Source organism: Streptomyces humidus (genome assembly GCF_014649655.1).
Classification (GTDB): Bacteria; Actinomycetota; Actinomycetes; order Streptomycetales; family Streptomycetaceae; genus Streptomyces; species Streptomyces humidus.
Genome location: NZ_BMTL01000026.1, coordinates 1 through 24,695, shown reverse-complemented (window position 1 = coordinate 24,695; position 24,695 = coordinate 1). Strand labels below are relative to the sequence as shown.

The 24,695-nt window shown below is 67.6% G+C and carries 17 protein-coding genes and 7 pseudogenes; 12 read left to right on the top strand and 12 right to left on the bottom strand.

Features of this window, described 5'->3' with window-relative positions:
* Nucleotides 1-4: 4 nt before the first annotated feature.
* Together IE239_RS27705 and IE239_RS27700 are read right to left on the bottom strand one after the other, a co-directional pair.
* Nucleotides 5-292: pseudogene (locus IE239_RS27705) on the bottom strand (pyridoxal-5'-phosphate-dependent protein subunit beta); the annotation flags it as partial.
* A 44-nt stretch (nucleotides 293-336) separates the two neighbouring features.
* The gene (locus IE239_RS27700) at nucleotides 337-972 is read right to left on the bottom strand and encodes a TetR/AcrR family transcriptional regulator C-terminal domain-containing protein (RefSeq protein ID WP_190152134.1); all 636 of its coding nucleotides are present in this window, start codon (nucleotides 970-972) and stop codon (nucleotides 337-339) included.
* 74 nt (nucleotides 973-1,046) lie between these two features.
* Between IE239_RS27700 and IE239_RS27695 the strand changes: the two genes are divergently transcribed.
* The 4 genes and pseudogenes from IE239_RS27695 to IE239_RS27680 all read left to right on the top strand — a co-directional run.
* Nucleotides 1,047-2,006 carry a zinc-binding alcohol dehydrogenase family protein gene (locus IE239_RS27695; RefSeq protein ID WP_190152133.1) on the top strand — a complete coding sequence of 320 codons (960 nt, stop codon included), beginning with the start codon at nucleotides 1,047-1,049 and terminating at the stop codon, nucleotides 2,004-2,006.
* An 80-nt stretch (nucleotides 2,007-2,086) separates the two neighbouring features.
* On the top strand, nucleotides 2,087-2,758 hold the full coding sequence (locus IE239_RS27690; protein WP_190152132.1) for a TMEM175 family protein: 672 nt from the start codon (nucleotides 2,087-2,089) through the stop codon (nucleotides 2,756-2,758).
* A gap of 57 nt (nucleotides 2,759-2,815) precedes the next feature.
* The gene (locus tag IE239_RS27685) at nucleotides 2,816-3,337 is read left to right on the top strand and encodes a hypothetical protein (protein ID WP_190152131.1); all 522 of its coding nucleotides are present in this window, start codon (nucleotides 2,816-2,818) and stop codon (nucleotides 3,335-3,337) included.
* 277 nt (nucleotides 3,338-3,614) lie between these two features.
* A pseudogene (locus tag IE239_RS27680) lies at nucleotides 3,615-4,390 on the top strand (MFS transporter); the annotation flags it as partial.
* A 260-nt stretch (nucleotides 4,391-4,650) separates the two neighbouring features.
* Here the strand turns inward: IE239_RS27680 and IE239_RS27675 are convergent.
* The 6 genes and pseudogenes from IE239_RS27675 to IE239_RS27650 all read right to left on the bottom strand — a co-directional run.
* Nucleotides 4,651-5,205 (bottom strand): annotated as a pseudogene (locus tag IE239_RS27675) (MmyB family transcriptional regulator); the annotation flags it as partial.
* Between the two features lie 73 nt (nucleotides 5,206-5,278).
* The gene (locus tag IE239_RS27670; RefSeq protein WP_190152130.1) at nucleotides 5,279-6,226 is read right to left on the bottom strand and encodes an alpha/beta hydrolase; all 948 of its coding nucleotides are present in this window, start codon (nucleotides 6,224-6,226) and stop codon (nucleotides 5,279-5,281) included.
* 69 nt (nucleotides 6,227-6,295) lie between these two features.
* Nucleotides 6,296-6,763, bottom strand: a complete 468-nt coding sequence (locus IE239_RS27665; RefSeq protein ID WP_190152129.1) for a cupin domain-containing protein — start codon at nucleotides 6,761-6,763, stop codon at nucleotides 6,296-6,298.
* Nucleotides 6,760-7,218, bottom strand: a complete 459-nt coding sequence (locus tag IE239_RS27660) for a nitroreductase/quinone reductase family protein (protein ID WP_190152128.1) — start codon at nucleotides 7,216-7,218, stop codon at nucleotides 6,760-6,762. Before IE239_RS27660 ends, IE239_RS27665 begins: the two co-directional genes overlap by 4 nt.
* Before the next feature lie 341 nt (nucleotides 7,219-7,559).
* A protein-coding gene (locus tag IE239_RS27655) for an IS3 family transposase (RefSeq protein WP_190152127.1) occupies nucleotides 7,560-8,740 on the bottom strand; the annotation gives its coding sequence in 2 pieces (ribosomal slippage) (nucleotides 7,560-8,476 and nucleotides 8,476-8,740; 1,182 coding nt in all).
* Nucleotides 8,741-8,996: 256 nt separating this feature from the next.
* Complete coding sequence (locus IE239_RS27650) at nucleotides 8,997-9,908, bottom strand: helix-turn-helix transcriptional regulator (RefSeq protein ID WP_190152126.1); 912 nt, start codon at nucleotides 9,906-9,908, stop codon at nucleotides 8,997-8,999.
* 86 nt (nucleotides 9,909-9,994) lie between these two features.
* Between IE239_RS27650 and IE239_RS43485 the strand changes: the two are divergent.
* A pseudogene (locus IE239_RS43485) lies at nucleotides 9,995-10,272 on the top strand (IS5 family transposase); the annotation flags it as partial.
* A gap of 281 nt (nucleotides 10,273-10,553) precedes the next feature.
* Here the strand turns inward: IE239_RS43485 and IE239_RS27640 are convergent.
* Nucleotides 10,554-11,465: a LysR family transcriptional regulator gene (locus tag IE239_RS27640; RefSeq protein WP_229878346.1), complete on the bottom strand. Its 912-nt coding sequence runs from the start codon at nucleotides 11,463-11,465 to the stop codon at nucleotides 10,554-10,556.
* Nucleotides 11,466-11,609: 144 nt separating this feature from the next.
* Between IE239_RS27640 and IE239_RS27635 the strand changes: the two genes are divergently transcribed.
* The 3 genes and pseudogenes from IE239_RS27635 (at nucleotide 11,610) to IE239_RS42405 (ending at nucleotide 15,028) form a co-directional block, all read left to right on the top strand.
* The gene (locus IE239_RS27635) at nucleotides 11,610-12,521 is read left to right on the top strand and encodes an SDR family oxidoreductase (RefSeq protein WP_190152124.1); all 912 of its coding nucleotides are present in this window, start codon (nucleotides 11,610-11,612) and stop codon (nucleotides 12,519-12,521) included.
* 829 nt (nucleotides 12,522-13,350) lie between these two features.
* Nucleotides 13,351-14,010: pseudogene (locus IE239_RS42410) on the top strand (serine/threonine-protein kinase); the annotation flags it as partial.
* A 568-nt stretch (nucleotides 14,011-14,578) separates the two neighbouring features.
* Complete coding sequence (locus IE239_RS42405) at nucleotides 14,579-15,028, top strand: RICIN domain-containing protein (RefSeq protein WP_308435425.1); 450 nt, start codon at nucleotides 14,579-14,581, stop codon at nucleotides 15,026-15,028.
* 202 nt (nucleotides 15,029-15,230) lie between these two features.
* On the opposite strand, the pseudogene IE239_RS43535 reads toward IE239_RS42405, so the two are convergent.
* Nucleotides 15,231-15,383 (bottom strand): annotated as a pseudogene (locus IE239_RS43535) (IS5 family transposase); the annotation flags it as partial.
* 296 nt (nucleotides 15,384-15,679) lie between these two features.
* On the opposite strand from IE239_RS43535, the gene IE239_RS27620 reads away from it, so the two are divergent.
* From IE239_RS27620 to IE239_RS27610, 3 genes are read left to right on the top strand one after another with little or no spacing between them, the layout of a single operon-like run.
* Nucleotides 15,680-16,573 carry a tyrosine-type recombinase/integrase gene (locus IE239_RS27620; protein WP_229878345.1) on the top strand — a complete coding sequence of 298 codons (894 nt, stop codon included), beginning with the start codon at nucleotides 15,680-15,682 and terminating at the stop codon, nucleotides 16,571-16,573.
* Nucleotides 16,570-18,900: a tyrosine-type recombinase/integrase gene (locus IE239_RS27615; RefSeq protein WP_229878344.1), complete on the top strand. Its 2,331-nt coding sequence runs from the start codon at nucleotides 16,570-16,572 to the stop codon at nucleotides 18,898-18,900. The genes IE239_RS27620 and IE239_RS27615 overlap by 4 nt, the downstream gene beginning before the upstream one ends.
* 54 nt (nucleotides 18,901-18,954) lie before the next feature.
* On the top strand, nucleotides 18,955-19,437 hold the full coding sequence (locus tag IE239_RS27610) for a hypothetical protein (protein WP_229878343.1): 483 nt from the start codon (nucleotides 18,955-18,957) through the stop codon (nucleotides 19,435-19,437).
* Between the two features lie 23 nt (nucleotides 19,438-19,460).
* Here IE239_RS27610 and IE239_RS27605 read toward each other — a convergent pair.
* A pseudogene (locus tag IE239_RS27605) lies at nucleotides 19,461-19,691 on the bottom strand (transposase); the annotation flags it as partial.
* A 267-nt stretch (nucleotides 19,692-19,958) separates the two neighbouring features.
* Nucleotides 19,959-22,571, bottom strand: a complete 2,613-nt coding sequence (locus IE239_RS27600; protein ID WP_190152122.1) for a fibronectin type III domain-containing protein — start codon at nucleotides 22,569-22,571, stop codon at nucleotides 19,959-19,961.
* Between the two features lie 919 nt (nucleotides 22,572-23,490).
* Between IE239_RS27600 and IE239_RS27595 the strand changes: the two genes are divergently transcribed.
* A complete protein-coding gene (locus IE239_RS27595; RefSeq protein ID WP_229878342.1) occupies nucleotides 23,491-24,180 on the top strand; it encodes a hemerythrin domain-containing protein in 690 nt (229 codons plus the stop codon).
* Nucleotides 24,181-24,695 lie beyond the last annotated feature (515 nt).

Here is a 24,695-nt window from a genome sequence, read left to right as displayed (position 1 = left end):
AGGCGTCGTTGTAGATGGTGTCGAGGTAGCGGTGGGGGCCATCGGGGAAGATCGCCGCGATGTGGGTTCCGGCGGGCCAGGTGCGGGCGGCCCAGCCGGTGACCAGGGCGACCGCCCCCACGCTCCAGCCGCCGGAAGCGTAGTGGCTGCGGGCCAGGGCTCGGCACGTCCAGACGGCTTCGGCGCGGGCAACCCAGTGGACCTCGGTGAACGCGTCGTAGGCGACGTTGCCCGGGTGGATGCTGGAGCCCAGCCCGCGCATGAGTCGTGGCCCGGTGGGCTGCCCGAAGATCCCGGGCGATGACTCGGGTTCCCCACCGTGCTTCGGATCGCCGTTCAAGAGCCGAGTTGCCGGTCGATCCCGGCGATCACGGTCTTGAGCTGGCGTTCGAAGCGTGTCTGGTTGTCGTGACGGGCATGGCCGGCTGCGGAGACGAAAGGGACCTCGGAGCCGAGCCGCCGGTCGCGCTCATCGGGCGAGTAGCGTGAGGGATCGGCGGAGGACTGCAGCCGCTCCTGCTCCTCGATGACGAAGCCGACGACGAATGCGGTGACCATCTCGGTGGCGTCGAAGACGGCGGCGGGCGGGACTCCCGCGGCGACCCAGCGCCGCAGCCAGGGTTCCTGTGCCTTCAGAACGTCCGGGTCTGTGATCAGTGTGCCGCTGAAGGTGCGGGCGCCGTCGCGGTGCTCCAGGTATACGGCACGCAGGGCGCCCGCGTAGGCGACGAGGTCGTCGAGCCAGTCACCGGTGGCCACGCGTCCCCGGAGTCTGGCCACGACGCGACGCTGGATCTCGGTGCCCATCTCGTCGAGCAGGTCCTGCTTGTTGTGCACGTAGTAGTACAGCGCGGGCGCCTTGACCCCGAGCTGGGCCGCCACCGCACGTACCGTCACCCCGTCGATGCCCTGGGCGTCGAGCACCTCCAGAGCCGCGGCCACGATGCCCTCACGGCTCAGCCCTTTCGCCATGCTTGACAACTTACCTCAGCTTGATCCAGTGTCTCAGCAACCGGTTTTTAACTTAGTTAAAAAAGAAGGGCACCATGCGCGCTGTCGTCGTCACCGACCCCGAGACCGCACCGGTGGGCGCGGACTTCCCCGAACCCGAACCGGTGCTGGACCGCGACCCGGTGAGTCTGGTCGGTGCCGGAGTCCACCAGCTCGTGCGGGCGCTTGCCGCAGGCCAGCACTACGGCGGCGGGCGGCAGTACCCGCTGGTGCCGGGCATCGACGCGGTGGCCCGTACGCCGGACGGCCGCCTGGTCTATACCGCTCTGGGCAGTGCGCCGTGGGGCACGATGGCCGAGCGATTGGCCACCCCGTTCGGGCTCGAACTGCCCGCGGGCGCCGACCCGCTCGCCGTCGCCGCCGGCGTCAACCCCGGCCTGTCGGGCTGGCTGCCGCTGTCCGCCCGGCACGAAGAGAAAGGCGGGCTGGGCACGGTGCTGGTGCTCGGGGCCACCGGCATGGCCGGGAGCATGGCCGTGCGGGCGGCGCGCTCTCTGGGGGCCACCCGCGTGCTCGCCGCCGGTGTCAAGGGAGAGACGCTGAACGGGCTCGGCACCGACGGTGTGGAGACCGTCGCGATCGCCAGGTCGAACCGGGAGGTGACCCAGGAAGCCCTGATCACCGCCCTCGCGGGCGAAGCCCCTTCGCTCGTCCTGGACTATGTGTGGGGACCGACCGCCGAGGCCGCCTTCGCCGCGCTGGCCCGGCACGGATTCGGCGAGGACAGCGCGGACATCGCCTACGTCCAGGTGGGCACGCTCGGCGGTGCCGACGCGTCCGTGCCCGCCGCCCTGCTGCGCAGCCGCCGGATGCGGATCACGGGAAGTGGCGCTGGCTCGGTGCCGACTCAGCGCCTGCTCACCCAGATCCCCCGGGTGATCGGTGCGATCGCCGAAGGCATCCTCCAGGCCCCGTACACCGCCTACCCCATCAGCCGCGCCGGAGAGGCATGGGCGCACTCCGGGCCCACCCGGGCGGTCATCGTCCCGGACTGAACGACCAGTCCCACGTCGTCGTGGGCAACCACCCTCCCGACCCGCCTTCTCGTTTCTCACTTCAGGGACATCACATCACCATGCACGCCAACGCCCATCGCACCCGCCGCAGCGACGGCACCACCCCGCGGGCCCCACACCCGAGCCTGCCCGCCGAGCGGCTGGCGGCCTTCAGCGACGCCGTCGTGGCAATCGCGATCACCCTGTTGGCGATCCCGCTCATCGACCTCGTACCCGACGCACTGGAGGACGGCGACAGCGCCGTCGAGGTCGTCACCCACCACGCGGCATCGATCAGCAGCTTCCTGCTGAGCTTCGTCGTCATCTGGCGCATCTGGACGGTCCACCATGAGGTGTTCCCGCGTACGGGGGAGGTGAGCGGCCGCGTCGCACAGATCAATGTGCTGTGGCTGGTGTGCATCGTGGCCCTGCCGTTCCCGGTCGAGATGATCAGTTCCTACGGTGCCGAGCCCTTCGTCCTCGCGATCTACGTCGCCGTCCTCTTCGCCTCCAGCATCGCGCTGGCGGCCATGGCCCTCATCCTGCGCCGGACCGGCACCAGGGACACGACTCCCAGCAGGGGGACCGTCGAGCAGGTGTTGGGCAACGCCACCTGTCTGACAGTGGCCTTCCTGCTCGTCCTGGCCGCCCCCCAACTGGGGTTCTGGCCGCTGGCACTCCTGCTCGTCGACGGTCCCGCGCTGGCCCTCGCCCGGCGCCTGGCTCCCCGCAAGCCCGGCGGCGACGCCTGAGACACCAGGCACGACCCGCCCCCGTACGAGAAGTAGACAACCAAGGAGACAACTGTCATGTTCGGTGGTCCAGGCACGATCGTTCTGGTCATTGTGATGCGGGTCCTGGTGTCCCGCGCGTGGCGCGAGGGCATCGGGCTCACGCTGCTACGGCGGCTGGTGGTCCCCGGCGCAGCGCTGCTGATCGGACTGCTCGCGCTGCTCGACGGCGCCTCGAAGGTCTTCGGAACACAACTGGTCCCCTTCATCGTGCTCGCCTTCGTGGTCACGGCCACGGCAGGTGTCGTCCGAGCGCGCACGGTCGAGTACGACACGGTTCCCGAGGCCAAGGAGTACCCGGGCGGCATACGCATCAGGGCGCGCAGGATCACGCTGCAGGCCGATGTCGTGGCGGTGCTGTGCGCTGCGGCACTGATCTACCCCTCGATCGCCCCCGACGCCGGCATGGCCGCCGCAGGCGGATCGCTGACCGTCATCGTCGCGCTCGGCGACATCATCGCCTCCGGACTGCTGGTGCTGCGCGGCCGTCCGCAGCGGTTGCCCGCCGACAACCGGCGGCCAGGTCTCAGCACCCGGTAGGCGCCCCGACCCCCGGCCCGGGCGATGTTCAACCGGGCGAATGATCTGCTCGGGTCGAACTCGACGCTGTCGAGTCGGCCCGGGGCGCGGTGCCGGGATTGTTCCCGGTCCGTTTCCCCGGACCGCGGCGGCCGGCGCGGGCGTGCGCGTTTTCGGAGCGCTCACAGGTCAGCGGCTCCCCGCTCACTTGCGCCATGGAAACCGATCCGCTTTCCTGGGTGGAAACAGATCGGTTTCCGATCGGTGTTCAGCCTATGGCCAGCAACAAAGGGAAGACATGACCACCACCTTCGACCGTGAGGCACCCGACTCCGGGAAAACAGCCCCGGGCCGCCGCGGCTCACATGCCGTGCGCTGGTGGGTGCTCGTCGTGCTGGGCACGGCGCAGCTCATGGTCACGCTCGATGCGACCGTCGTGAACATCGCGCTGCCCGAAGCGCAACATGATCTCGGTTTCAGTGACGGCAGCCGGCAGTGGGTCATCACGTGCTGCTCGGGGGCCGCCTCGGCGACCTGTTCGGCCGACGTACGACCTTCGTGACCGGCATGGTCGGTTTCGCGGCCGCATCCGTCGTCGGCGGCGCGGCCACCAGCTTCGACATCCTCGTGGCTGCACGCGTGGCCCAGGGCCTCTTCTCCGCGCTGCTCGCCCCCGCGGCGCTCTCGCTGCTCAGCGTGACCTTCTCCGGTGCGGGCGCCGCGGTCGGACTACTGCTGGGCGGCATGCTGACCGAATGGGCGTCGTGGCGCTGGGTGATGTACGTGAACGTCGTTTTCGCGGGTGTCGCGCTGGCCGGTGCGCTGCTGTTGCCGGCCAAGCCCGTGGTCACCGAGCGACCCAAGATCGATATTCCGGGCGCCGCCACAGTCGGCGCCGCGCTGTTCGGGATCGTCTACGGATTCGCGCACGTCGAATCCACCAGCTGGACCGACCCTGTCGCCCTCGGCTCCATGATCAGCGGCGTGGTGCTGCTCGCGGTGTTCGCCTGGCTGGAGCGCAGGGTCGCGCATCCGCTGCTGCCGCTGCGAGTCGTGCTGGACCGGACCCCAGGGCTTCGGCGTAGTCGCGGGTTGAGCGGGGTCGTCCCGATATGGGCCCGGAACGTAGGGCGGGCACGAGCTTCCAAGATCATGTGGGTGTCGAGTCCAGTGATCCCTACGGATGTCCGTGCCCGCCGTCGTATCTTCTCCGATCCCGCTCGTCCTTGACCAACTCCGTGATCAGCCTGACGCCGCAGAGGTTGAACTGCCCGGACTGCTGGGCCGGTTGGCCGAGATTCCGGCGCGTCGTCCTGAGCCTGGGGTCGGCGTCATCAGCCGGGGCTGGAGATCTCTGACGTGGGGCGGGACGGGCCCTTGCCCGGCGGATGACAGGCGGTACGCAGAGCGTTCATCTTCTCCGCGTCGGTGGTCCCGGCCTCGGCCGTGTACGCGACGATCCTGAGGTCGGTTCCGGCGGCCATCAGGACGTCGAGGTCGAGGGCGATGTCGCCCACCAGCGGATGTTCGATGGTCTTGCGGTCACCGACATGGGTGCGGGCGGTGCCGTTGGACCACAGGCGGGCGAAGCGGGGGTTGTTCCGCCGCATGTGATCGACGAATGAGACGAGTCGTCCGTCGTGGGGATGGGTGGCGGCGGTCTCCCGCAGGTCGGCGACGAGTTCCTCCTCCTCCACTTCGTCGCCCGCCCAGGACAGAACGGGCCATGCCGCGATCGGTTCCCGCGCTCGTCCGCCGCTCGACCGGAACATCCCGGCGACGAGATTGTGCTCGTCCCAGCCGTACGTACGGGGATCGCCGACCGCGGCGGACCACATCGCGTTCCATCCGATGAGGGTCCAGTCGGTGGCGAAGATCGCGGTGGGGTTGAGCGATGCCGAAGTGGTTCGTCGTTGCCATGCAGGTCATCGTCGTCCAGACGGCATGGACCGCAGGGCGCTGCTACTGCGGCACAACGGACTCTTTACTCGCAGGCAGTTCCTCGTCGGTGGCGTCGGTGGTGGCCCAGTGTGCGCGGGTGAAGGCGGCGGCGGCCTGCAGCGCGGCGTCGGCCTCGTCGAGCATCACGGCGAACGCCTGGAAGACGTGCGGTACTTGGGGCCAGACCTGCAGTTCGACGTGGACGTCGTGTTCGGCGGCGCGGGCTGCCAGCCGTACGGCGTCGTCCAGCAGGATCTCGTGCGAGCCGACCTGGATAAGCAGGGGCACCAGACCGGTCAGATCGGCGAAGACGGGGCTGGCATGAGGCGTGGCGGGATCGGTGTCCCGCAGATAGTCGCGGGCGCGCGTGCGCAGACCCTCGGGGGTCAGCGCGGGATCGACGGCGGCTTTGCCGACCACGCTGTTGCCGGACACGCTCAGATCGGCCCACGGGGAGAAGACCGCGGCCGACGAGGGTTGGGGCAGGCCCGCGTCCTTGGCTGCGACCAGCGTCGCGACGGCGAGACCGCCGCCCGCCGACTCGCCGACGAAGGCGATGGCGGAGCTGGGAACACCGTCGTCGAGCAGCGCACGGTAGACGGCCAGGGCGTCATCGACGGCTGCGGGGTAAGGGTTCTCGGGGGCCAGCCGGTAGTCCACGCACACGGCGCGTGCACCGGTGCGCCGGGCGACGTCCCCGGCCAGGCCCGCTGCGTCGGCCGCCGAGCCGATGGCATAGGCACCGCCGTGCAGGTACAGCAGCACGGTCGCCGGGTCGTTCGCCGGCGTCTCCACGGTGACGACGGGTACGCCGCCCAACTCGCCTGCCGTGGTCGAGACGTCGGGGGGCAACGGTAGGGACGTCATCATGTCGTGGAAGACGGCGCGCTGTTCGGCGACGTCGCCTCCGAGGTCGAGCGGGCCGTGCCGCAGCAGGTCGTCGAGGGTTTGGCGCTGTTGCCGGGACATGGCAGTGCCTTTCGTGGTTCCTGTGAGTGCCGTACGGCGGAGCGGTGATCGCTGCGGACCTGCCGACGGTCAGCGCGGCGGCCCGACGATGATCTGGCCGTACATGGCGGCGGCTTCGGCCATGAGGTCCCGTGAGATCTCAAAGCCTTCGGGGCGCGGGGTGGCCAGGTCACGTCCGGCGTGGCGGAACATGCCTTCGATGCCGCCGGGGGTGCAGATCATCAGCAGGTCTGCGGTGTCGGAAGTGATCCGGTAGCCGTGGGGGACGTTTCGGGGGAGGTAGACGATGCCGCCCTCCGACAGTTCCATCTCCTGGTCGTCGCACCACAACAGCGCACTGCCCTTGAGCAGCATGAAGATCTCGTCCTCACGGGTGTGCGTGTGGTAAGGCGGCGCCTCGCCCTTGCTGACGGAGAACCGTCCGACGGTCAGTTGTCCGCCGGTGGCCACGCTGTCCAGGAGTACGGCGAACTCGCTGCCGTCGAGCCATTCGAGCCTCTGCTGTTGCTCGGGCTGGGCGAGGTAGGCCATGGTCATGACGGTGTCCGTTCTGCTTGATCGGTGGACTCGGCGCCTTCGCCGAGGGGAATGAGCGCGATCACGGGGATGACCCGCTCGGTCTTGCTCTGATAGCCGGCGAAGCCGGGATAGCGGCGGGCCTGTTCGGCGAACGCCGTGTCGCGCTCCGTGCCCCGCAGTTTGACGGCGCGCACGGCGAGGATCGCGTCGCCCACCTCGATGCGTGCCTCGGGACGCGCGAGCCGGTTGTGGTATCGGTCCGGATTGCGGTCGGAGCTGGCCTTGGAGGCGAAGACGAGGAAGCGGCCTCTGTCGGCCAGGTACATCATCGGATTGACGCGGGACCTGCCTGAGCGCGTGCCGACGGTGTGCAGCAGGAGTAGGGGCGCCCCGCTGAAACCACCACCGACCCCTCCCTTGTTGGCACGGAACTCGTGGATGATGCGTGCGTTCAAGTCCGGTTTGCCAGTCATGACTGTCTCCGGTTTGGACTGTGCCGTGCCTGTGGCGCTGCGGCCCCGGGCCGCAGTTCGCTTGTTCGATCGTCCTCTGGGCGATACGTCAGCCGCCAGTCGCGAGGGTAGGAACAGCAGTACCACTCCCCTCGATTCGTCTTCTACGCCACCGTGCAGTTCGCCGCATGCGTGCTGTTCGTGCTCATGGTCCGGGAGATCCGCGGTGACGGCCTTTACCCAGGAGGTCTATTCACAAGCCGCGATGTTGCGTCTTCTGAGAGGCCGTCATGTCCGTGCCGCCCCTGAGCGCAGCAGCTGAGGAGCCTCGCGTTTTCCGGACAGTCTTCTGACCGTTTATTTCACGCGGCGATTCGCAACTTCTCGTACTCGGCGTAAACTTCGCGCGGAGGGCGGTAAACCACCGCCGAGTGGAGGCGTTTGCGATTGTACCAGAATTCGATGTAGCGAGTGATGTCCTGCCGGGCGGCCTCACGGGTCAGGTAAGTCACCCTTGATACGCGCTCGTTCTTCAGGGCGCCGAAAAATGATTCGGCCATGGCGTTATCGAAACAGATCCCGGTGCGGTCGGCAGATCTGCGGAGCCCGAAGCGGTCCAGCGTCCTCCCGAACTCGGCTGACATGTAGTTACTTCCGCGATCCGAGTGAAATATCGCGTCGGCCGTGAGGTTCCTGTTCCGTGCCGCTTTGTGGATTGCCCTGGATATCAGTGGGGTTTGGTAGTGGTCGTCCATCGCGTAACCGATGACTTCCTTCGTGCAGCAGTCGATGACCGTTGCGAGGTACAGCCAGCCTTCCCCGGTCGCGATATAGGTAATGTCACCGACGAGCTTCTCGCCGGGCGCATCCGCGGTGAAGTCGCGGCCGACGAGGTCCGGCACCTGGCCGGCCGCAGCCTGCGTGAGGTTGAACCTCTTCGGCCGTGGCAGGCAGGGCACCAGGCCCAGTTCGCGCATGAGGCGGCGGACCAACTCCACACCCGCGGCGACGCCCCAGCGGTGCAGCTGGGCCTGGATGCGCCGGTGCCCATAGGTGCTGTCGGACATGTCGAAGGCTTTCTCGATGAGCAATTTCAGTTCTTCGCGCCGCTGAGCTGTCGCGGATTCCGGGCGGGATCGCCAGTCGTAGTAGCCGGATCTGGAGACGCCGAGTCGGCCACACATGAACTCGGCGCTGTATGCGTACTTCTCGGTGTCGAGCCGCATCTCGTCGATGAACTCGTACTTGCTTGCTACCGGGGATCCTTCGCGAAGTACGCTGCGGCTCTTTTCAGGAAGGTAACTTCCATCTCCAGCTCGCGGTTGCGTCGTTCGAGTTCCTTCAGCCGCGCCCGCTCGTTCACCGTCAGTTCCGCATCGGGGGCCGGTTCCTGCTGCTTCTGGTACTTCTTCACCCAGCCGCGCAGTGTCTCCGAGTTCAGTTCAAGCTCCCGGGCGACTTCGGAGATCGTCTTACTTGACCGCACCGCGATCTGGACGGCTTCCTCGCGGAACTCGGGCGAGTACTTACTGGGTGGCGCCACTTCTTCCTCGTTTCCTTGTTCAGGACAACCCTATTGGGTGCCTGTCCGGAAACTACGGGGCCCCTCAGGGGCCCCTCACCATTGCATGGCCCGCGCAGCCATCAGTACCACGATCGAGCGACCACGAACCAGGGAAGATCGGACTTAACGTCCACTGAGCTTACGAAAATCTTGTATGAGCCGAGAACCACACCCATCGGTGATCGTCAGTTGCACAGCGACAAGCAGGGGTAGGTGAGGCCGGTCGGTAGCCGGGTCACAGTCCTCGATCAGGGCTGGAGACCTCTGGATCGAGGCGGGTCAGGCTGTTTCCCGGCAGATGACAGGCCGCACGTAGAGCATCCAGCTTCTCTGCGTCAGTGGTCTCGGCCGCAGCCGCACACGTGAGGATCCGGAGGTCGGTGCCAGCAGGCATCAGGACATCGACGTCGAGGGTGATGTCACCCACCCGTGGATGTTCGATGGTCTTGCGGTCGCCGGCCCAGGGGGCGGCAGTGCCGTTGAACCACAGTCGGGTAAACGCTGGTTCCCGTCGAAGCATGCCTTCGACGAGTGAGGCAAGACGTTCATCCTGGGGATGGGCGGCCGCCGTCACACGCAGGTCGGCGACGAGGTCCTCCTCTTCCGCTTCGCTGCCTCTCCATGACCAGACGGGCCATGCCGCAATCGGGTCACGGTCTCGGCTGGCTCTCGTCTGGAACATCCCGGCGACGAGATTGCGTCCCACCCAGCCGTACGCGCGGGGATCGCCGGCCGTAGCCGTCCACATCTTGTTCCAGCCGATGAGGGTCCAGTCAGCGGCGAAGATCCCGGCGGGAGTCGCTCCCAACTGATGGACCAGTCGCTGCACGCTCGCGGGTATGTGTCTGGAGACGTTCCCGGCGGAGGGCGGTGCGAGTTGGGCGCAGCGGAACAGATGGTCACGCTCGGACGGGTCGAGGCGCAGTGCCCTGGCCAGAGCGGTGACCACTTGGGCCGAGGGGTTGCGAGCGCGCCCCTGTTCCAGCAGCATCAGGTAGTCGACCGATATGCCTGCCAGACGGGCCAGTTCTTCACGACGCAGTCCGGGGACGCGCCGCTCCCCGCCGGCCTCCAGGCCAATGTCCTGCGGTGACATACGCTCACGCCAGCCGCGCAGAGTCATGCCAAAGTGATTCATCGTCGCCATGCGGACCATCGTCGTCCAGATGCCACGGACGACACGAAGTTTGTGTTGCCGCACAACGGATCTGTTACACGGAGTCGAGTCCTGACCGCCCGGGTCGGGTTACGGCGCGCCGTACGGCAGAGCGTCGCCGGACGCGTCGGGGAACCATTCCGGAGAGGCGCGATCAGATCGCCAAGCGCAAGAAGCGCGGTTCTCGCGGCGGCCGTCCGCCGAAGTTCGACCCTGTCGACTACAAAGAACGCCACGCGGTGGAGTGCGGCATCAATCGCCTCAAAAGACACCGCGCGGTCGCCACGAGATACGACAAGCTTGCCGTCCGTTACGAAGCGACCGTACTGGTCGCCGCCTCAACGAGTGGCTGTAGGAATCCGACGAAAGCCGAGGGCCGGTGGGGCCCGCAAACCAGTCGAGAAAGCCTTTGGGTGTAGCTCCTTTCAAGGGACTGGCTGAGCTGGGCATTTGCCTTACTGGCCGGGCTGAGCGCCGCGTAGATCGATTCGAAATCCTCAGGTCACGCTCGGGCCGGACCAAGATCGCCTGCCTGGGGTTCAAGGATCGCGGCGATGCCCTCCTGGGGACCCGGTTCGATCACCCGGTCACACGCCGAGCCGTAGTTCACGCAGATAGGGCCGCCCTTTGAAGGAGCTACACCCTTCGGAGTGTGTCGCGACCGGTGAGATGCGATCGGGCTGTTTCGAGGAAGGCCGACACCAGGCGGTTGCGCTCGCGGGTGCGGGTGGCGATCACCACGTCGCACGGTTCGATTCCTTGGACGGGAACGGTCGTCAGATCGTGCCTGGGCGTGCTGTTCCCGTCGGCTGCCGGTGCTAGCGCGATGGCCTGTCCGCCGGCGATGGATTCGAGTTTGTCCGCGTGCGCCTCGACCAGCGGGCCGTCGGGTGCCGGGCGTCCGTCCGGTCGGGGGTCGAGGCGCCAGAAGGCGTCGTAGGCGGGGTCCGGGTAACGGATGAGGGGTTCGCCGGAGAAGTCGTCGAGGGTGACCGACTCCCTGCCCGCGAGGCGGTGCGTCGTCGGTACCAGGAGCACCCGGGGCTCCTGGTACAGGGGCGTCACCCGCAGCCTGTCGGTCGGGAACGGCTCTCGGGCGACGACCGCGTCCACGCGGTGGTCGAGCAGGGCCATGTGGACATCGCTCCAGTCCAGGTGACGCGTGGTGACCTCGGCCTCGGGATGGCGGCTGCGCAGCTCGCGCACCGCGGGGGTGATGATGAGTCCGCCCACGTACCCGATGGTGACGGCGCCGGATGCAGCTGCGGCGCGGGTCGTCGTCGCGGCCAGTTCCGCGGAGCGCAGGAGTGCTTCCGCCTGGGGCAGGAACTCCTGTCCGGCCGCGGTGAGGCGGCAGCCCCTGGTGGTGCGGTCGAGCAGGCGGACGCCCAACCGCTTCTCAAGGCTCTGGATCTGCCGGCTCAGCGACGGTTGCGCAAGCCGCAGTTCGGCCGCTGCGCGGCGGAAGTTGCCGTGCTCGGCCACGACCGTGAAGTACCGCACCAGGCGAAGGTCGAAGTCGACCGGGGGTACGTGGGCGCTGGGCACTCCTGCATCGTACTCGTGATACCTGATCCGTATCGCGTGGTGCGGAACAGGTCTTGGACGCCGTGCTCCTGCCGCTCCTACCGTCACGGTACGAACCCGGCGCCGTGCGGCGGGCCAACTTGAAATCATCGAGGGATTCTCATCGTGCGCATTTTCGTCGCAGGGGCAACCGGGTACGTCGGATCGGCCATCGTGAGTGAGTTGCTGCAAGCGGGCCACGAGGTCGTGGGTCTCGCCCGTTCCGATGCCTCCGCCGCGACTCTGGTCAGGGCAGGCATCGCGGTGCACCGTGGTGACCTCGGTGACCTGGACAGCTTGCGCTCCGGCGCGGCGAAGGCGGACGGCGTGGTCTTCGCCGCCAACCAGCACATCTCCGAGACCACCGACTCTGCCGCTCGTGCACGGGTCGAGCTGAAGGCTGTGGAGGCGATCGGTTCGGAGTTGGAGCAGACCGGCAAGCCCTTCGTGGTCACCTCGGGGGTCATCGGCCGCACGCCGGGACAGGTGCTGACCGAGGAGACCCCGGCTGTTCCCAATGCCGTCACCGGTCTGCGGCTCCCGGTTGAGACGTCCGTTCTGGCCCTGGGCGGGCGCGGGGTGCGCTCCTCGTCGGTACGGCTGGCGCCGACCGTGCACGGTCGGGGGGACGCGCGCGGGTTCGTCTCGATGCTGATCGGTATCGCTCGTGCGAAGGGTGTCTCGGCCTTTGTCGGTGAGGGGGCGAACCGCTGGTCGTCGGTGCACCGGCGTGATGCCGCGGTCCTGTTCCGGCTGGCCGTGGAATCCGCTCCGCCCGGCACTCCGGTGCACGCGGTCGCGGAGGAGGGTGTGCGGTTCCGGGACATCGCCGAGGCCATCGGCCGTCAGCTGAAGCTTCCGGCGGTGGGTCTGACGGCCGAGGAGGCGAGCGGCCACTTCGGCCTTCTCGCCCTACTGGTGTCGCTCGACAACCCGACGTCCAGCGCGCTGACCCGGGAGCGCTTCGGCTGGGTTCCCGTGCACCCCGGGCTGATCGAGGACATCGAGGACGGTCATTACTTCAAGGACACGGCGTAAGGACGGTGGAAGTGTCGCCGAGCCCGCGCGCCGCGAACCCTGTTGGGTGTAGCTCCTTCAAAGGGCGGCCCTATCTGCGTGAACTACGGCTCGGCGTGTGACCGGGTGATCGAACCGGGTCCCCAGGAGGGCATCGCCGCGATCCTTGACTTCCAGGCAGTCGATCTTGGTCCGGCCCGAGCGTGACCTGAGGATTTCGAATCGATCTACGCGGCGCTCAGCCCGGCCAGTAAGGCAAATGCCCCGCTCAGCCAGTCCCTTGAAAGGAGCTACACCCAAAGCCTTTGCGGGCTGTCACCCTGGCCAGATGTTGCTCAATCTGACCGGATCCAGCGGGGCGGGCAAGACCACGCTCGCCTTCGCCCTAGCCCTGCCCTTGGAGTTGGTTGGAGCAACGCCGTGGGTGGTACTGCTGTACCTACCCTGCCCCCTAGGCCGCTGCCGCCCCCGTAGAGGATGATCGGCACGCGAAGGGCCCGGCGAGTTCGTCGACCACGGTCGTCGGATCTTCATGACGTGAGACGGCGGCGCCGCCCCGCTCGCGGCCGGGCCCTGCTCCTCATGGAACCGACCAACAGCCCTGGAGTCGCCCCGCGCGCGACAACCGGGCCCGACGCGCCGTGGAAAGCGGCTGCTTCCGGGCCCTTCGCTGCCAAAATGCTCAACCAGTCGTAGGCGAAGGGCCGTTGGGCGTGCGGTCGGCTGGAGGAACCCCGTGGCGCCGTCGGCCGGATCGGTCTGAAGCAGAGAAAAGGAACCCACGGTGTCCGACGAAGGACGGCTGATCGCCGGCCGATACCTCATCCTCGACCGCATCGGCCGGGGCGGGATGGCCACCGTCTGGCGCGCCCACGACGAACTCCTCGGCCGCCAAGTCGCCGTGAAGAAGCTCCACTCCCAGCCCCAACTCGACGACGCCGAACTCGCCACCCTCTTCGAACGCGCCCGGCGCGAGGCGCAGAGCGCCGCCCGGATCAGCCACCCGAACGTCGTTGTCGTCCACGACGTCGTGGACGACGAGGGCCGGCCCACCATCGTGATGGAGTACGTGCGCTCCACCACCCTCGCCGACCGGATCAAGGCGTACGGCACGGTCCCGCTCGACGAGGTCGCCCGGATCGGCCGGGGCGTGATCGCCGCGTTACGGGCCGCGCACCGGGCAGGGGTCCTGCACCGGGATGTGAAACCGGCCAACGTGCTGCTCGCCGAGGACGGCCGCGTGGTCCTCACCGACTTCGGCATCGCCCAGGCCGTCGAGACCTCGGCGCTCACCCGCACCGGCCAACTCGTGGGGTCGGTCGACTTCATGGCCCCCGAACGCCTCGTCGGCGCCAAACCCGGGCCGGAGGCCGACCTGTGGGCACTCGGCGCAACGCTCTTCGAAGCGGTCGAGGGCCGCTCACCGTTCCTCCGGGAAACGGTGGCCCAGACGATGTACGCCATCGCCATGGAACCGGCCCCGGAAGTGCGCGGTGCCGGACCGCTCACCCCGCTGATCCAGGGCCTGCTCGTGGCCAAACCGGCCGACCGGCTGTCGGCCGAGGACGCCGAACGCATGCTGCGAAGACCGGCAGGCGCAGCGGGGCCGTCTGTTGTTCCACCCGCCGCCCACCCCGTGGCCGTGGCCGACGACGCTCCGGCTCCGGCCGCGACCCCAGTGCCCCCATCCCCATCGCCATCACCATCACCATCGGGGCTCAACTCGGACCGCGGAACCGACGATGCCTCCGCAGCCGAGCCACCCGTAGTACCTCCACAGCCCGATACGACCGACCAAAAGGCGCACCGGCCCCCAGGCCGTTCGAAGAAGCCGGTCGTGCTCGCCGCGGCCGTCGCCACGGCGCTGTTGATCACGATCGCCGTACTGCTGACCAACCTGCCAACGGGGAAGAGCAGCGCCACCGCGTCCGACGGCCCGCGCGCGGCCGACAACCCCACCCAGCAGTCCACCGACACATCCACGCCCACGGTCTCCTCCCCCCAAGGCGTCCCGCTCCGCGAGTTCCGGCTCCAAGTCTCCGACGCCACACACCTCTTCGAAGCCGACGTCCACAACCGTGCAGGAGGACTCCGAGCCGGAGTCCGGAGGCAATGCCGGATCCGGGGAAAGCGGATCCGGTGCCACGGTCGACCCGGCCGTCGGCCATGCCCTGGTGGTCCCCGCCTCGCAGAAGTGCCTGGGCGGCGGCGCCGGGACCGAGGGAATCCAGCTGGTCCATGTCGCCTGCGACGGCTCCGCGGCACAGCGCTGGCAGACCGGATCGGGGGACACCTTCCGCTCCTTGGGGAATTGCATGACCGTGGCCGACGGAGCGAGCGACGACCGGACCGAGATCCAACTGAGCGCGTGCAGCGGCGACTCCAGCCAGCAATTCCACTTCTCCGGTACGGAACTGGTGGCCGATCAGTCACAGAAATGCGTCACCGTTTTCGGGGGCACGAGCGGCACGGTAGTGGTCCTGTGGGAATGCAACGCCTGGGACAACCAGACGTGGATCCTCAAATAATATGGCCGACATGGCACTTCGGCATGGCTGTGCGCGGTTGGCGTGAGCGCATGTCACCGCAGGACAGCGGGCTGACGTTGGGCGGGGAGCGGCGCATCTCCGGACGTGGGGGCGGCCTTGGAGTCGTGCACATCGGCCGTGGCACGGTGACTTCCAGGAGCAGGCCCTCGGTGTCGGTCAGGATGTGGCGCTTGCGGCCGTCACGTGATTTGCCGCCGTCGTATCCGCGACTGTCCCCGCCGACGGTCTCGGAGGCGTCCACCGACTGACTGTCGATGATCCCGCCGCTGGGCTCGGCGTTGCGGCCGGCGCGCTCCCTCGCCGACTGTCGCAGGCGTTCGTAGAGCTCACGCACATAGTCGTAGGACCGCCAGCGGCGGAAGAAGTCGTAGACCGCCCGCCTATCAGTTACGTGGAATCACGCGCCGCAGGATGCGTCTCGTATCCTGCGGCGTCCCCATGGGCTGAGGAGGCGTGTTGGGCAGCGCGATGGTGTTGGAGGAGAAGTGGCCTGTCCTGGGCCGGCATGAGCGGGCGGCCGAGTGGCTGCGGGTGTGGACGGACCTCGGGCGGGCTCCGCGGACGATCGACGCGTAGGCGCGGGGTCTGGCCGAGTACCTGCTGATCTGCGAGCGGGACGACGTCGACCCGATGACGGCGGGCCGCCTGCACGTGGCCGCGTTCGTGAAGGACCTGTCCACGCGGCCGAGCCGCCGCGGAGCGAACGTGGTGGCGCTGGACTCCGGAGCGGGTCTGGCGAACGCGACCTTGCAGCAGCGGTTGGTGCCGGTCCGCCTGTTCTACGACTACCTGATCGAGGAAGGGCTGCGGGAGTCGAACCCAGTCGGCCGCGGCCGCTACACGCCGGGCCGGACGTTCGGCAGCCACGAGCGCGGCCTGGTACCGCGCCTGGTGAAGCTGCCGTGGATCCCCAGCGAACAGCAATGGCTCGACCTGCTGGACGTCGTACGCGAGGAGTCGACCCGGAACCGGGTGATGCTCGCCCTGGCCTACGACGCCGCTCTGCGCCGAGAGGAGCTGTGCTCCCTGCGGACCGACGACGTCGATCCAGCGCACCGGACGCTTCGGATCAGGGCGGAGACGACGAAGACCCGGCGCGAGCGCGTCGTTCCGTACTCCGCGCCGACGGGCGTGCTGCTGTCCGGCTACCTCGCGCACAGAGCGACGATCAGCCGGGCCCGCGGCCCACTGTTCCTGTCGGAGTCGCGCCGCAACCACGGTCAGCCGCTGAGCCTGTGGACCTGGTCGAAGGTGATCCGCCGCGTCGCCCTGGCCGCCGATCTGCCGCGCTTCTCGACCCACACCACCCGCCACCTCTGCCTGACCGACCTGGCCAGGATGGGCTGGGAACTGCACGCCATCGCGACCTTAGCCGGACACCGCCACACCGAGTCGACCATGACCTACATCCACCTGTCCGGACGGGACCTCGCGGAGAAGCTGAACCGCGGCATGCAGCAGATCCACTCCTGGCGCATCGACATGCTCACCCGCGCCGGCCATCCGGGCGGGGTGAACCGTTGACAGCGACGACTCCGGCGGCGTCCGCGGACAGCGCGGACGCCGCGGACTGGATATGGCCGCTCGACCTCGCCCGCTACGACCGGCGAGCCCTGCTGACCCACACCGAGTCGAAGGCGCTCGGCACCCTGGGGATCGAGCAGGTCAGACGCCTGGGACTGACGCCGCAGGCGGCCCCGAGGCGGCTGGTCGAGCCGCTGGCCCACGCCCGGGAATGCCTCCAGTGGGCGCCGGGCACCGGCCACCAGCGACGGTTCGCCCGCGACGCGGCCGGCCTTGTCCTGGTCCGCTGCGGTGAACGTGGCCGCAGCTACTGGGGCTGGTCCGACCAGGACTGGGCCGACCTGATCGACCGGTCCGGGGCCGACTTCCGGCGCCGGTGGGGCGGTCAGATCGGCCCGAACGCCCGCCCGTTCGTGATCGCCTACGCCTACCTCCTCGGCGGCTTCACCGCGTTCGATCAGGTCGGACGCTTCCAGCGACCCACTCTCGCCCACCGGGTCTTCGGCGAGAGCGCGGTCGACGCCGCAGTCGGGAAGGTCCTCGCCGTCCTCGGCGACTGGGGCTACCAGCGCCGTCCCAGCCGGCTCACCTCGGCGGTCTGCCAGATCCTGCTGCTCAACCGCAGCCCCCGGCTGGAGGACCTGTCCACCCCGGCCCTGGACGCGGTCCGCGCGTCGGCAGCCATGCAGGACAGCGAGTGGGCCAGCGACCTCCACGGGATCCACCGCGCCGTTGCCGCTCTCGGCCACGCCGATCCGCCGCCGCGTCCCCGGCACGGCCCCGGACCCACGGCGATCGAAGGCACAGCGGGCAGCTGGGCCAACTGGGTCGAGCGCTGGCACGCGACCTCGACGCTGACGCCGGGCGTCCGCAGCAGCTACCGCAGCGTCCTCGCGAAGATCGGACGCTGGCTGGCCGCCGAACACCCCGAGGTCACCGGGCCGGAGCTCTGGACCCGCCAGACCTGCGCGTCCTGGGTCACCGCAGTCGACCGCATGACGGTCGGCGACTACTCCCAGTGGACCGCGGGCATGCGGTCGCAGGGCCGCATCGGCAAGCCGCTCACCCCGCAGGCAAAGTCCGGCTACCTGAAAGGGCCCCGCGCGTTCTTCCGCGACCTGCACGAATGGGAGTGGATCCCGCAACGGTTCAACCCTGCCCACGCGCTGAGGACCCCCCGCAGCGTCCAGGCCCTCATGGGCCCCGACCCGCGCGTGATCGCGGACGACATCTGGGCCAAGCTGTTGTGGTCCGGGCTCAACGTCGAGTCCGGCGACCTGCCGACCGCCGACGGCCGCACCTACCCGGCCGAGCTGATCCGGGCCATCACCCTGACCTGGCTGTTCGCTGGACAGCGCAGCGACGAAGTCGCCCGGCTCCGGGTCGGCTGCATCCGCTGGCAGCACGACGGCATGCCCATCCCCGGCGACTCCGGCGAGGTCCTGGCCCGGGACGCGGTCTGCCTGCTCGACGTCCCCACCCACAAGACCGGCACCGCGTTCACCAAGCCGGTCGACCCGCTGCTGGGGCAGGCGATCGAGGCCTGGCAGGCCGTCCGCCCCGACCGGCCCGCCATCCTCGACCCGAAGACCAACGAGCGCGCGGACTTCCTGTTCGCCTTCCGCGCCCGCCGCGTCTCCAAGCACTACATCAACGGCACGATCATCCCGATGCTCTGCCGCAAGGCCGGCGTCCCCACCTCCGACGTCCGCGGCAACATCACCAGCCACCGGGCCCGCTCCACCATCGCCAGCCAGCTCTACAACGCCAAAGAGCCCATGACCTTGTTCGAGCTTCAGGAATGGCTCGGTCACCGGACTCCCGAGGCCACCGCCCACTACGCGAAGATCACCCCGAACACGCTCGCCCGGGCCTACAACGACGCCGGCTACTTCGCTCGCAACGTCCGCACCGTCGAAGTCCTCGTCGACCGAGACGCCGTAGCCTCCGGCGCCGCCGCGAACGGCGACCCCTGGCAGTACTACGACCTCGGCCACGGCTGGTGCACCTACACATTCTTCGAGCAGTGCCAGCACCGCATGGCCTGCGCACGCTGCGACTTCTACACCCCGAAGGCCTCCAGCAAGGGCCAACTCCTGGAGGCCAAGGACAACCTGCAGAAGATGCTCGCCGCCATCCCCCTGACCGACGACGAACGCGCTGCCGTCGACGACGGCCAGGCAGCCCTCGACCGGCTACTGGAGCGACTCAGCGACATCCCCACGCCAGCGGGGCCCACCCCGCGGCAGATCGGCGTTCCCACCACCGCGACCCTGTTGCCGATCATCAACGTCAGGCAAGGCGGGACAGGCTTCGCACCGCGCTGATATTGAGAGTGCGCACAGGCCAGGGAGGGTGACACAGTCACTGCCGTGACCTTGATGAACGTGCTCGTCGACTTCGCCCGAACCGGCCGGGTCGGCGCGCTTCACTGCGGAATGCCCCTGTCCGAGGCTGAAGACCTCCTCGGCCCGGGGCGCCCGCACCCTGCCCACATCATGAAGGGGCCCGATATCGACGGCTACCCCTACTCCTGGGACGGCCTGCAACTGGTGGTCACGCAGCGGGCCGTCAGCGGCATCTGGGTCAACCTCTGGCCTGGTTCGACCGCCAAACTCCCGCCGCTCGTCCTGCCCGATTCCGAGTCATTCGAGGCCACCGTGCTCCGCGAGGAACTGGTCACTGCCCTCGAAACCGCAGGCTGCCACCACGAGGTCAACCCTGCCCTGACCTTCAGCGAGCAGTCGAGCATCCTCACCCAGCCAGCCGGGGTCTGCGCCGTCTTCAGCCTGCCTGGCCGGGACCACCACGTCCCGCACCGCGGTCGGCATTACCTCGACGTGATGCACAAGCACATCGCTTGACATCGCTGATTCCACACAAAGTACGGAAAATCGACCGGCAGGGCCATCCACTTCACGCCGTTGTCGACGAGGTAGCGCACCGCGTCAAGCATCTCGCGGTGGCAAGACTCCTCTGGACGCCCGCCCCGCCTGAGGAGCCAGGCCGGCACCGGCACCGGCATCGCGGCGCGGACCTCGGCCCACTCCGCATCCGTCATGTCACTGGGATGGCAGCCTGCCCGCCGTCCCGGAACGAGCGAACCGCACCGGTGCACGTAGCAGTCACACCCAGGAGTGACCGCGGTGGTCGCAGGCACAGAGATACTGCCCAACTGATCAGGCAACGGGCTTCCTTGGTCATGCTGGTGTCGTAAACGCGTGACTGCCAAGGGTCCCGTTCTCTCATGCCCGCGACCGCACCCGAACCTCCGTCCAGATGATCACCCGTACCGCACACCCCGAACGAGATCCGGTCTGCAACAACGCACTCAGAGGATTTCGCACAGGAGTCACCCTGGGGTCGGGGCAGTCAGGTGCGGTTGTCAGAAGCCTGGAGGTTTTGCTGCGACCACGCAGTTGGATTTGCCGGATTCGGCTGCTCCGTTGAACGCGGTGACGCAGAACTCGTAATTCCACACCCCGGGGAACAACCAGCCTATGTCCTTGCCGGTGTCCGTGGTTGTCGAGTTCACCTTGGACACGCTGCCGTCGTTGATGTTGCGGACCCAGACCCGGTATCCGGCCGCCCCGATCGAGGCGTCCCATTTGAGCTGGACGGTGGCGCCGTCGACGGAGGTGACCTGCAGGTGGGCCGGCGCCGCAGGTGTTCCGGCGCGGATGATGACGAGCCCGGCGCCTCCTGGGAGGCCTCCGCCGGCGGCGTTCCAGGTCTTCACCCAGACCTGGTAGCGGTGACCTGGCACCAGTCCGTCGATGTGCGCGGACAGCCCCCTGACCGCGGTGCCGCCGATCCACGCACCAGGGGTGTCCTTGTCCCAGTAGATGATCTGGTAGCGGTCGATCGTGTCGGTGTAGGGACCTGTCGGCGCGCCCCACGCGAGGTCGAGGCCGGTGGCGGTGGCTGTGGTGACGATTCCGGTGGGCGGTGGGGAGGTCTGCGGGTGCGCGACGGCGGTGACGAGCGGAGACCAGGCGGACTTCCCGTCAGAGGCGTTGTCGGTGCGGACCTGGTATTCCCACTGCCAGCCGTCGAAGGTCGCGGTGGTGTCGAAGCGGTTCGCCCCCACCGAGGACTCGGTCCAGTCCTGGCCCACGACCCTGGACCGTACGGTGTAGCCGCGCGCGCCGAAAACCTTGTCCCAGGTCACGGTGATCCCGAGCGGAGCAGTCACGGCGTTGACGTTGCTCGGCACGGGGGTCGGCCGGGCCGGGACGGCTGCCGGCACGTTGGGCACGGAGCCTCCGATGCCCCAGCCGTCGTGCAGGGTCAGCTCAAAGGCGTGGGCGATCTGGTACTCGCCCAGGGCGTTGGGGTGCAGACCGTCGTAGCTGGCCGGGCAACTGTTGACCCCGCAGATGTAGTTGCCGGCCCAGTCGACCGGCAGCACGAGGGAACCCGTAGTGCTCCACGACGAAATCTGCTCCCGCAGCTCCCTGTTGTAGGCCGCGGTTTTGACCGGCAGGTCCTCGCGGCCGCCGATGGCGGTGCGCTGGGGAACGTTGGCCAGTGCGATGTCGATGTCGGGTTTGGCGGCGCGCGCCTGGGCGACCAGCGTTTTCATGCTGTCGAGGGTTCCGTCGGGGTTACTGATGAACCAGCCCAGGTCGTTGAACCCGAGCCCGACCAGGAGAAGGTCGGGCTGATACAACGCTACCTGCTCCCTGATCAGGTTCTTGGCCTGGGCCGCCTGACGGCCCCAGACCGAGAAGTGGTCGCTGTCGAAAGGCAACGCTCCCTCGGCGTACCGGCCGGAGACAGCGGGGCCCGCTGCGGAGACGGAGGACGGTTCCCCCTGCACATGCGGTGGTTGCGGGGCCTTCGGTTGGCCCGGTTCCCTTGTGCCGGTGTAAGGGCCGACGAAGTTGACGCGGACACCCTGGTCGGTGAACCACTGCCACAAGCGATAGCGCCAGGTCCAGTCGCCCTCGCGACCCTGGGTCATCGAATCACCCACCACCATGACCCTGAGCGTTCGGTCGGTCGGAAGGGAGGAGCCGCCCACGCCCCGCTGGAGTTCCAGAAGTCTGGCGAGAAAGCCTTCACTGAAGGCGCCACTGAGAAGGTCCGCTATATATTGGAGTGGGATCGCCCATTTGACGAACCTTATCGCCGCTCTTTTCAAGGTGGCCCGGGCTTCGAGCATCAGAGTGGCGAGATTGCCTTGGATGAATTTTACGGCCGCTGCGGAAAGTCCGCCGGCTAGTGCACCGCTGAAGGCGGCGGCAGATATGGCTCCCCAGGCTCCTGCGTCTATCGACTTCCCTTCGCACCTTAGACTTATTATCTCTCCGACACCCCCTCCAATCGCCCCGGATACGGCTCCGCACAACACGGCCCCTTCGGGAAGGAAGAGCAGGCACACCGCCGCAAGCGCAACAGTTATGGCAATTCCGGAGACGGCGCCCACGAACTTCGGCCAGAAGCTGGCCCACCAGTCCGCCCAGCCGCCCGTGGTGCCGAAGTCCGCCGTCGGTATCACGATCACGATGCTGCTTCCGACGACTCGGATGCTTCCGTCGTAATCGATGTCGTCGTACCCCGGCGAGTGGCCCCCCACATGGGTCTCCTGCGTCCGGAGTGCGAAAGAATCGCTCAGGGAGAGCCCGTTGATTTGGTCGTTGTTGGTGGTGTGGACCATCTTCTGCATTGTCTGCAGCAGTTCGTGGTCTGGTGTGGAGTCGAAGTCGATGACTGCCACGATGTCGTTGTCACTGCTCGCCAGTGCGCGCAGGCTGCTCGGCGCATCTCCCGCGCATCCCACGCGGATATCCGCGCCGCTGGTGATCGTTTCGGTGGCGAAGGAAGTGGCTTGTGCGGAGCACCCGATGGCATCCGCCGCGGCGGCTTCCTGGTCCAGTCCGGGCAGGGCGGCCCCGGCCACGATCACCGCCAGCGCGAGGACGAGCGAAACGAGGAGGCTGCTCCCCCAGCGTCTCTTTCTGGTTGTTCTCGACGTAAGCATCTTGTCAATCACTCCTATTTTTTCAGTTCGATGCGATCAGGTTGCCGACGAGCTTGCAGAATTCGCAGTCACTTTGCTCGGTACACGGTCATTCCATGGGGAGAGTGCAGAAGATTTGCGGTGAAACGGCTCGCGTCCCGAGCATTCGACATGAAAGCGTTCTCGGGCGATTGGGGCGAGGAGGCCAAAAGCCATCAGCGCGACTGCGAGCACGGGCGCGATCGGTCCGGCCAGGCGGCGGGAGAGGTGGGACACGCCTGGGTGGGGGGATGAGCGCGGGGGTGTGGAAGCACAGGTCTGGACATCGCCGTGCCGGCCCCAGGGAGAGGCATCCGACACCACTTGGGGTACACCTGTCTGCCGAGGTAATGGAGACTCCATTTCTCTCACAGTTGTGTCAAGGAGAACCACCAGCGGCCAGAACCGGGGGTAGTACTGCTGTTCCTACCCTCGTGACTGGTAACTGCCGTGTTTACTGGAGGATGATCAGGCACGCAAAGGATCCGGCGAGTTCGTTGACCACGGCCGTGGGGCTTTCATGTCGTGAGAGGGCGGCGCCGGCCTGATTGTGGCCGGGCATCGCAGCGCCGCAGACCCCGAACCGGAGACAGTCAGGAGCCGTTGTACAACCGAATCTGAGGCTTAGAAACTATAATGATCACGAAGCCCGTGCCTGCTCTGCTATGCGCCCCAACTGGTCACAACCCGCCCAGCCGCACGCCCCCGGAATTTGCAACCGTCCTGGCCTGACCGGGGACCTCACCTCAGAAGAGCCGCACGAAAAAAGGTACGATCGCGCACAACTCCGCAAGGATTTGAGTTAGTTGCCACAGGTGCCGATAGCATTCAAAATCGCCGGGTGCACGCAGTGCGTCGCAATTTATGCGCACCTTCTCAGTTAATCCCTCCCTTAGGAAAGTGACAGGCATTCATGAGTACAGCAACCGACGTTCCCATGGCCGATGTGCGTGACATGTATGTCGCGCACACCGTGTTCCGCCGCGAGTTCGGCCTCGCCCCGGGGCTCATACGCGGTGTCAGCGACGGTGACACCACACGCTCCAAAATTGTTGCAGCGCATCTCGACATCGTCCTCGGGATGTTGCTGACCCACCACGAGGGCGAGGACCTGCTGGTGTGGCCCAGACTGCTGGAGCGCGTCACCGAGGAGATCGCTCCGATGGTCCACCTGATGGAGGAGCACCACGGGAGGATGCACACTCTTTGCGACGAACTGATCGCGCAGCTGAAGTCCTGGCGTTCCAACGCCTCCTCGGCCGAGGGTGAAACGGTCGCCACCACCTGCGAACGGCTCAACGAGGTCCTTTTCGAGCACATGGGCCTCGAGGAGAAGAAGATCCTGCCGCTCGCGGCGAAGTACATCACCGCCAAGGAGTGGCACGAGTTCAGCGAGCACGCCCTGGCCGAGACACCCAAGAAGAACCTGCCGCTGGGCCTCGGACTGGCGCTTTACGAAGGCGATCCTGAGGTCATGAAGGGCGTCCTGAAGGGCGCTCCTCTTCCCGTCCGTCTCATCATGCCCGTCATCAGCCGCCGCCTCTTCCGGTCTCACGCGAAAAAGGTCCACGGCACCCCTACCCCGCCCCCCGCGAGCACCTGACGTGAAGGACGAGCACGAGTTCTCCGACGCGGGCGGACTGCCGCCTGACGCTTCCGTCGGCCTGCGGCCCCGGCCCTGACCCGGGCTCCGCGACCATCTCGTCGCCGGACTGGATCTCCGTCATCGCCTCCCGGGTGATCCCCCAGGGCCCCGTCGAGTGCCCAGATCGTCCCGGCTTGGGGTGTTGATCTTGGTGGTGGGTCCCGGAAGCAGGTGAACACGGCGCCTGTGGATCATGTAGTCCTACTTTTCTTGATGTGGGTCTGAGCTGGTCATTCGTAAGATCGGCGAGGCCCAGGGGTTCCGGATATGGCTGTCATGGAGTCGCCGCTGGTCGGCTCAGGGAACTTGGCCGCCCGGAACCCCGCGACGACTCGACCGCTAATTGGGAGACGCGACGCCATCGCTTTGTTCTCTAGGCGGATTCAATCGGTCGTCGCAACACCTTCGTGAGCTGGGGGTTTGTGATGGGTGTAGGGAATCGGCAGCGGGCGGTGCGGGAGTATCGCGGGCAG

What these genes read in the sequence shown, in the direction of transcription:
- IE239_RS27700 (WP_190152134.1), bottom strand. Translation starts at nt 972, where the DNA reads ATGGCGAAAGGGCTGAGCCGTGAGGGCATCGTGGCCGCGGCTCTGGAG.
- IE239_RS27695 (WP_190152133.1), top strand. Translation starts at nt 1,047, where the DNA reads ATGCGCGCTGTCGTCGTCACCGACCCCGAGACCGCACCGGTGGGCGCG.
- IE239_RS27690 (WP_190152132.1), top strand. Translation starts at nt 2,087, where the DNA reads ATGCACGCCAACGCCCATCGCACCCGCCGCAGCGACGGCACCACCCCG.
- IE239_RS27685 (WP_190152131.1), top strand. Translation starts at nt 2,816, where the DNA reads ATGTTCGGTGGTCCAGGCACGATCGTTCTGGTCATTGTGATGCGGGTC.
- IE239_RS27670 (WP_190152130.1), bottom strand. Translation starts at nt 6,226, where the DNA reads ATGTCCCGGCAACAGCGCCAAACCCTCGACGACCTGCTGCGGCACGGC.
- IE239_RS27665 (WP_190152129.1), bottom strand. Translation starts at nt 6,763, where the DNA reads ATGACCATGGCCTACCTCGCCCAGCCCGAGCAACAGCAGAGGCTCGAA.
- IE239_RS27660 (WP_190152128.1), bottom strand. Translation starts at nt 7,218, where the DNA reads ATGACTGGCAAACCGGACTTGAACGCACGCATCATCCACGAGTTCCGT.
- IE239_RS27650 (WP_190152126.1), bottom strand. Translation starts at nt 9,908, where the DNA reads ATGGCGACGATGAATCACTTTGGCATGACTCTGCGCGGCTGGCGTGAG.
- IE239_RS27620 (WP_229878345.1), top strand. Translation starts at nt 15,680, where the DNA reads ATGACGGCGGGCCGCCTGCACGTGGCCGCGTTCGTGAAGGACCTGTCC.
- IE239_RS27610 (WP_229878343.1), top strand. Translation starts at nt 18,955, where the DNA reads ATGAACGTGCTCGTCGACTTCGCCCGAACCGGCCGGGTCGGCGCGCTT.
- IE239_RS27595 (WP_229878342.1), top strand. Translation starts at nt 23,491, where the DNA reads ATGAGTACAGCAACCGACGTTCCCATGGCCGATGTGCGTGACATGTAT.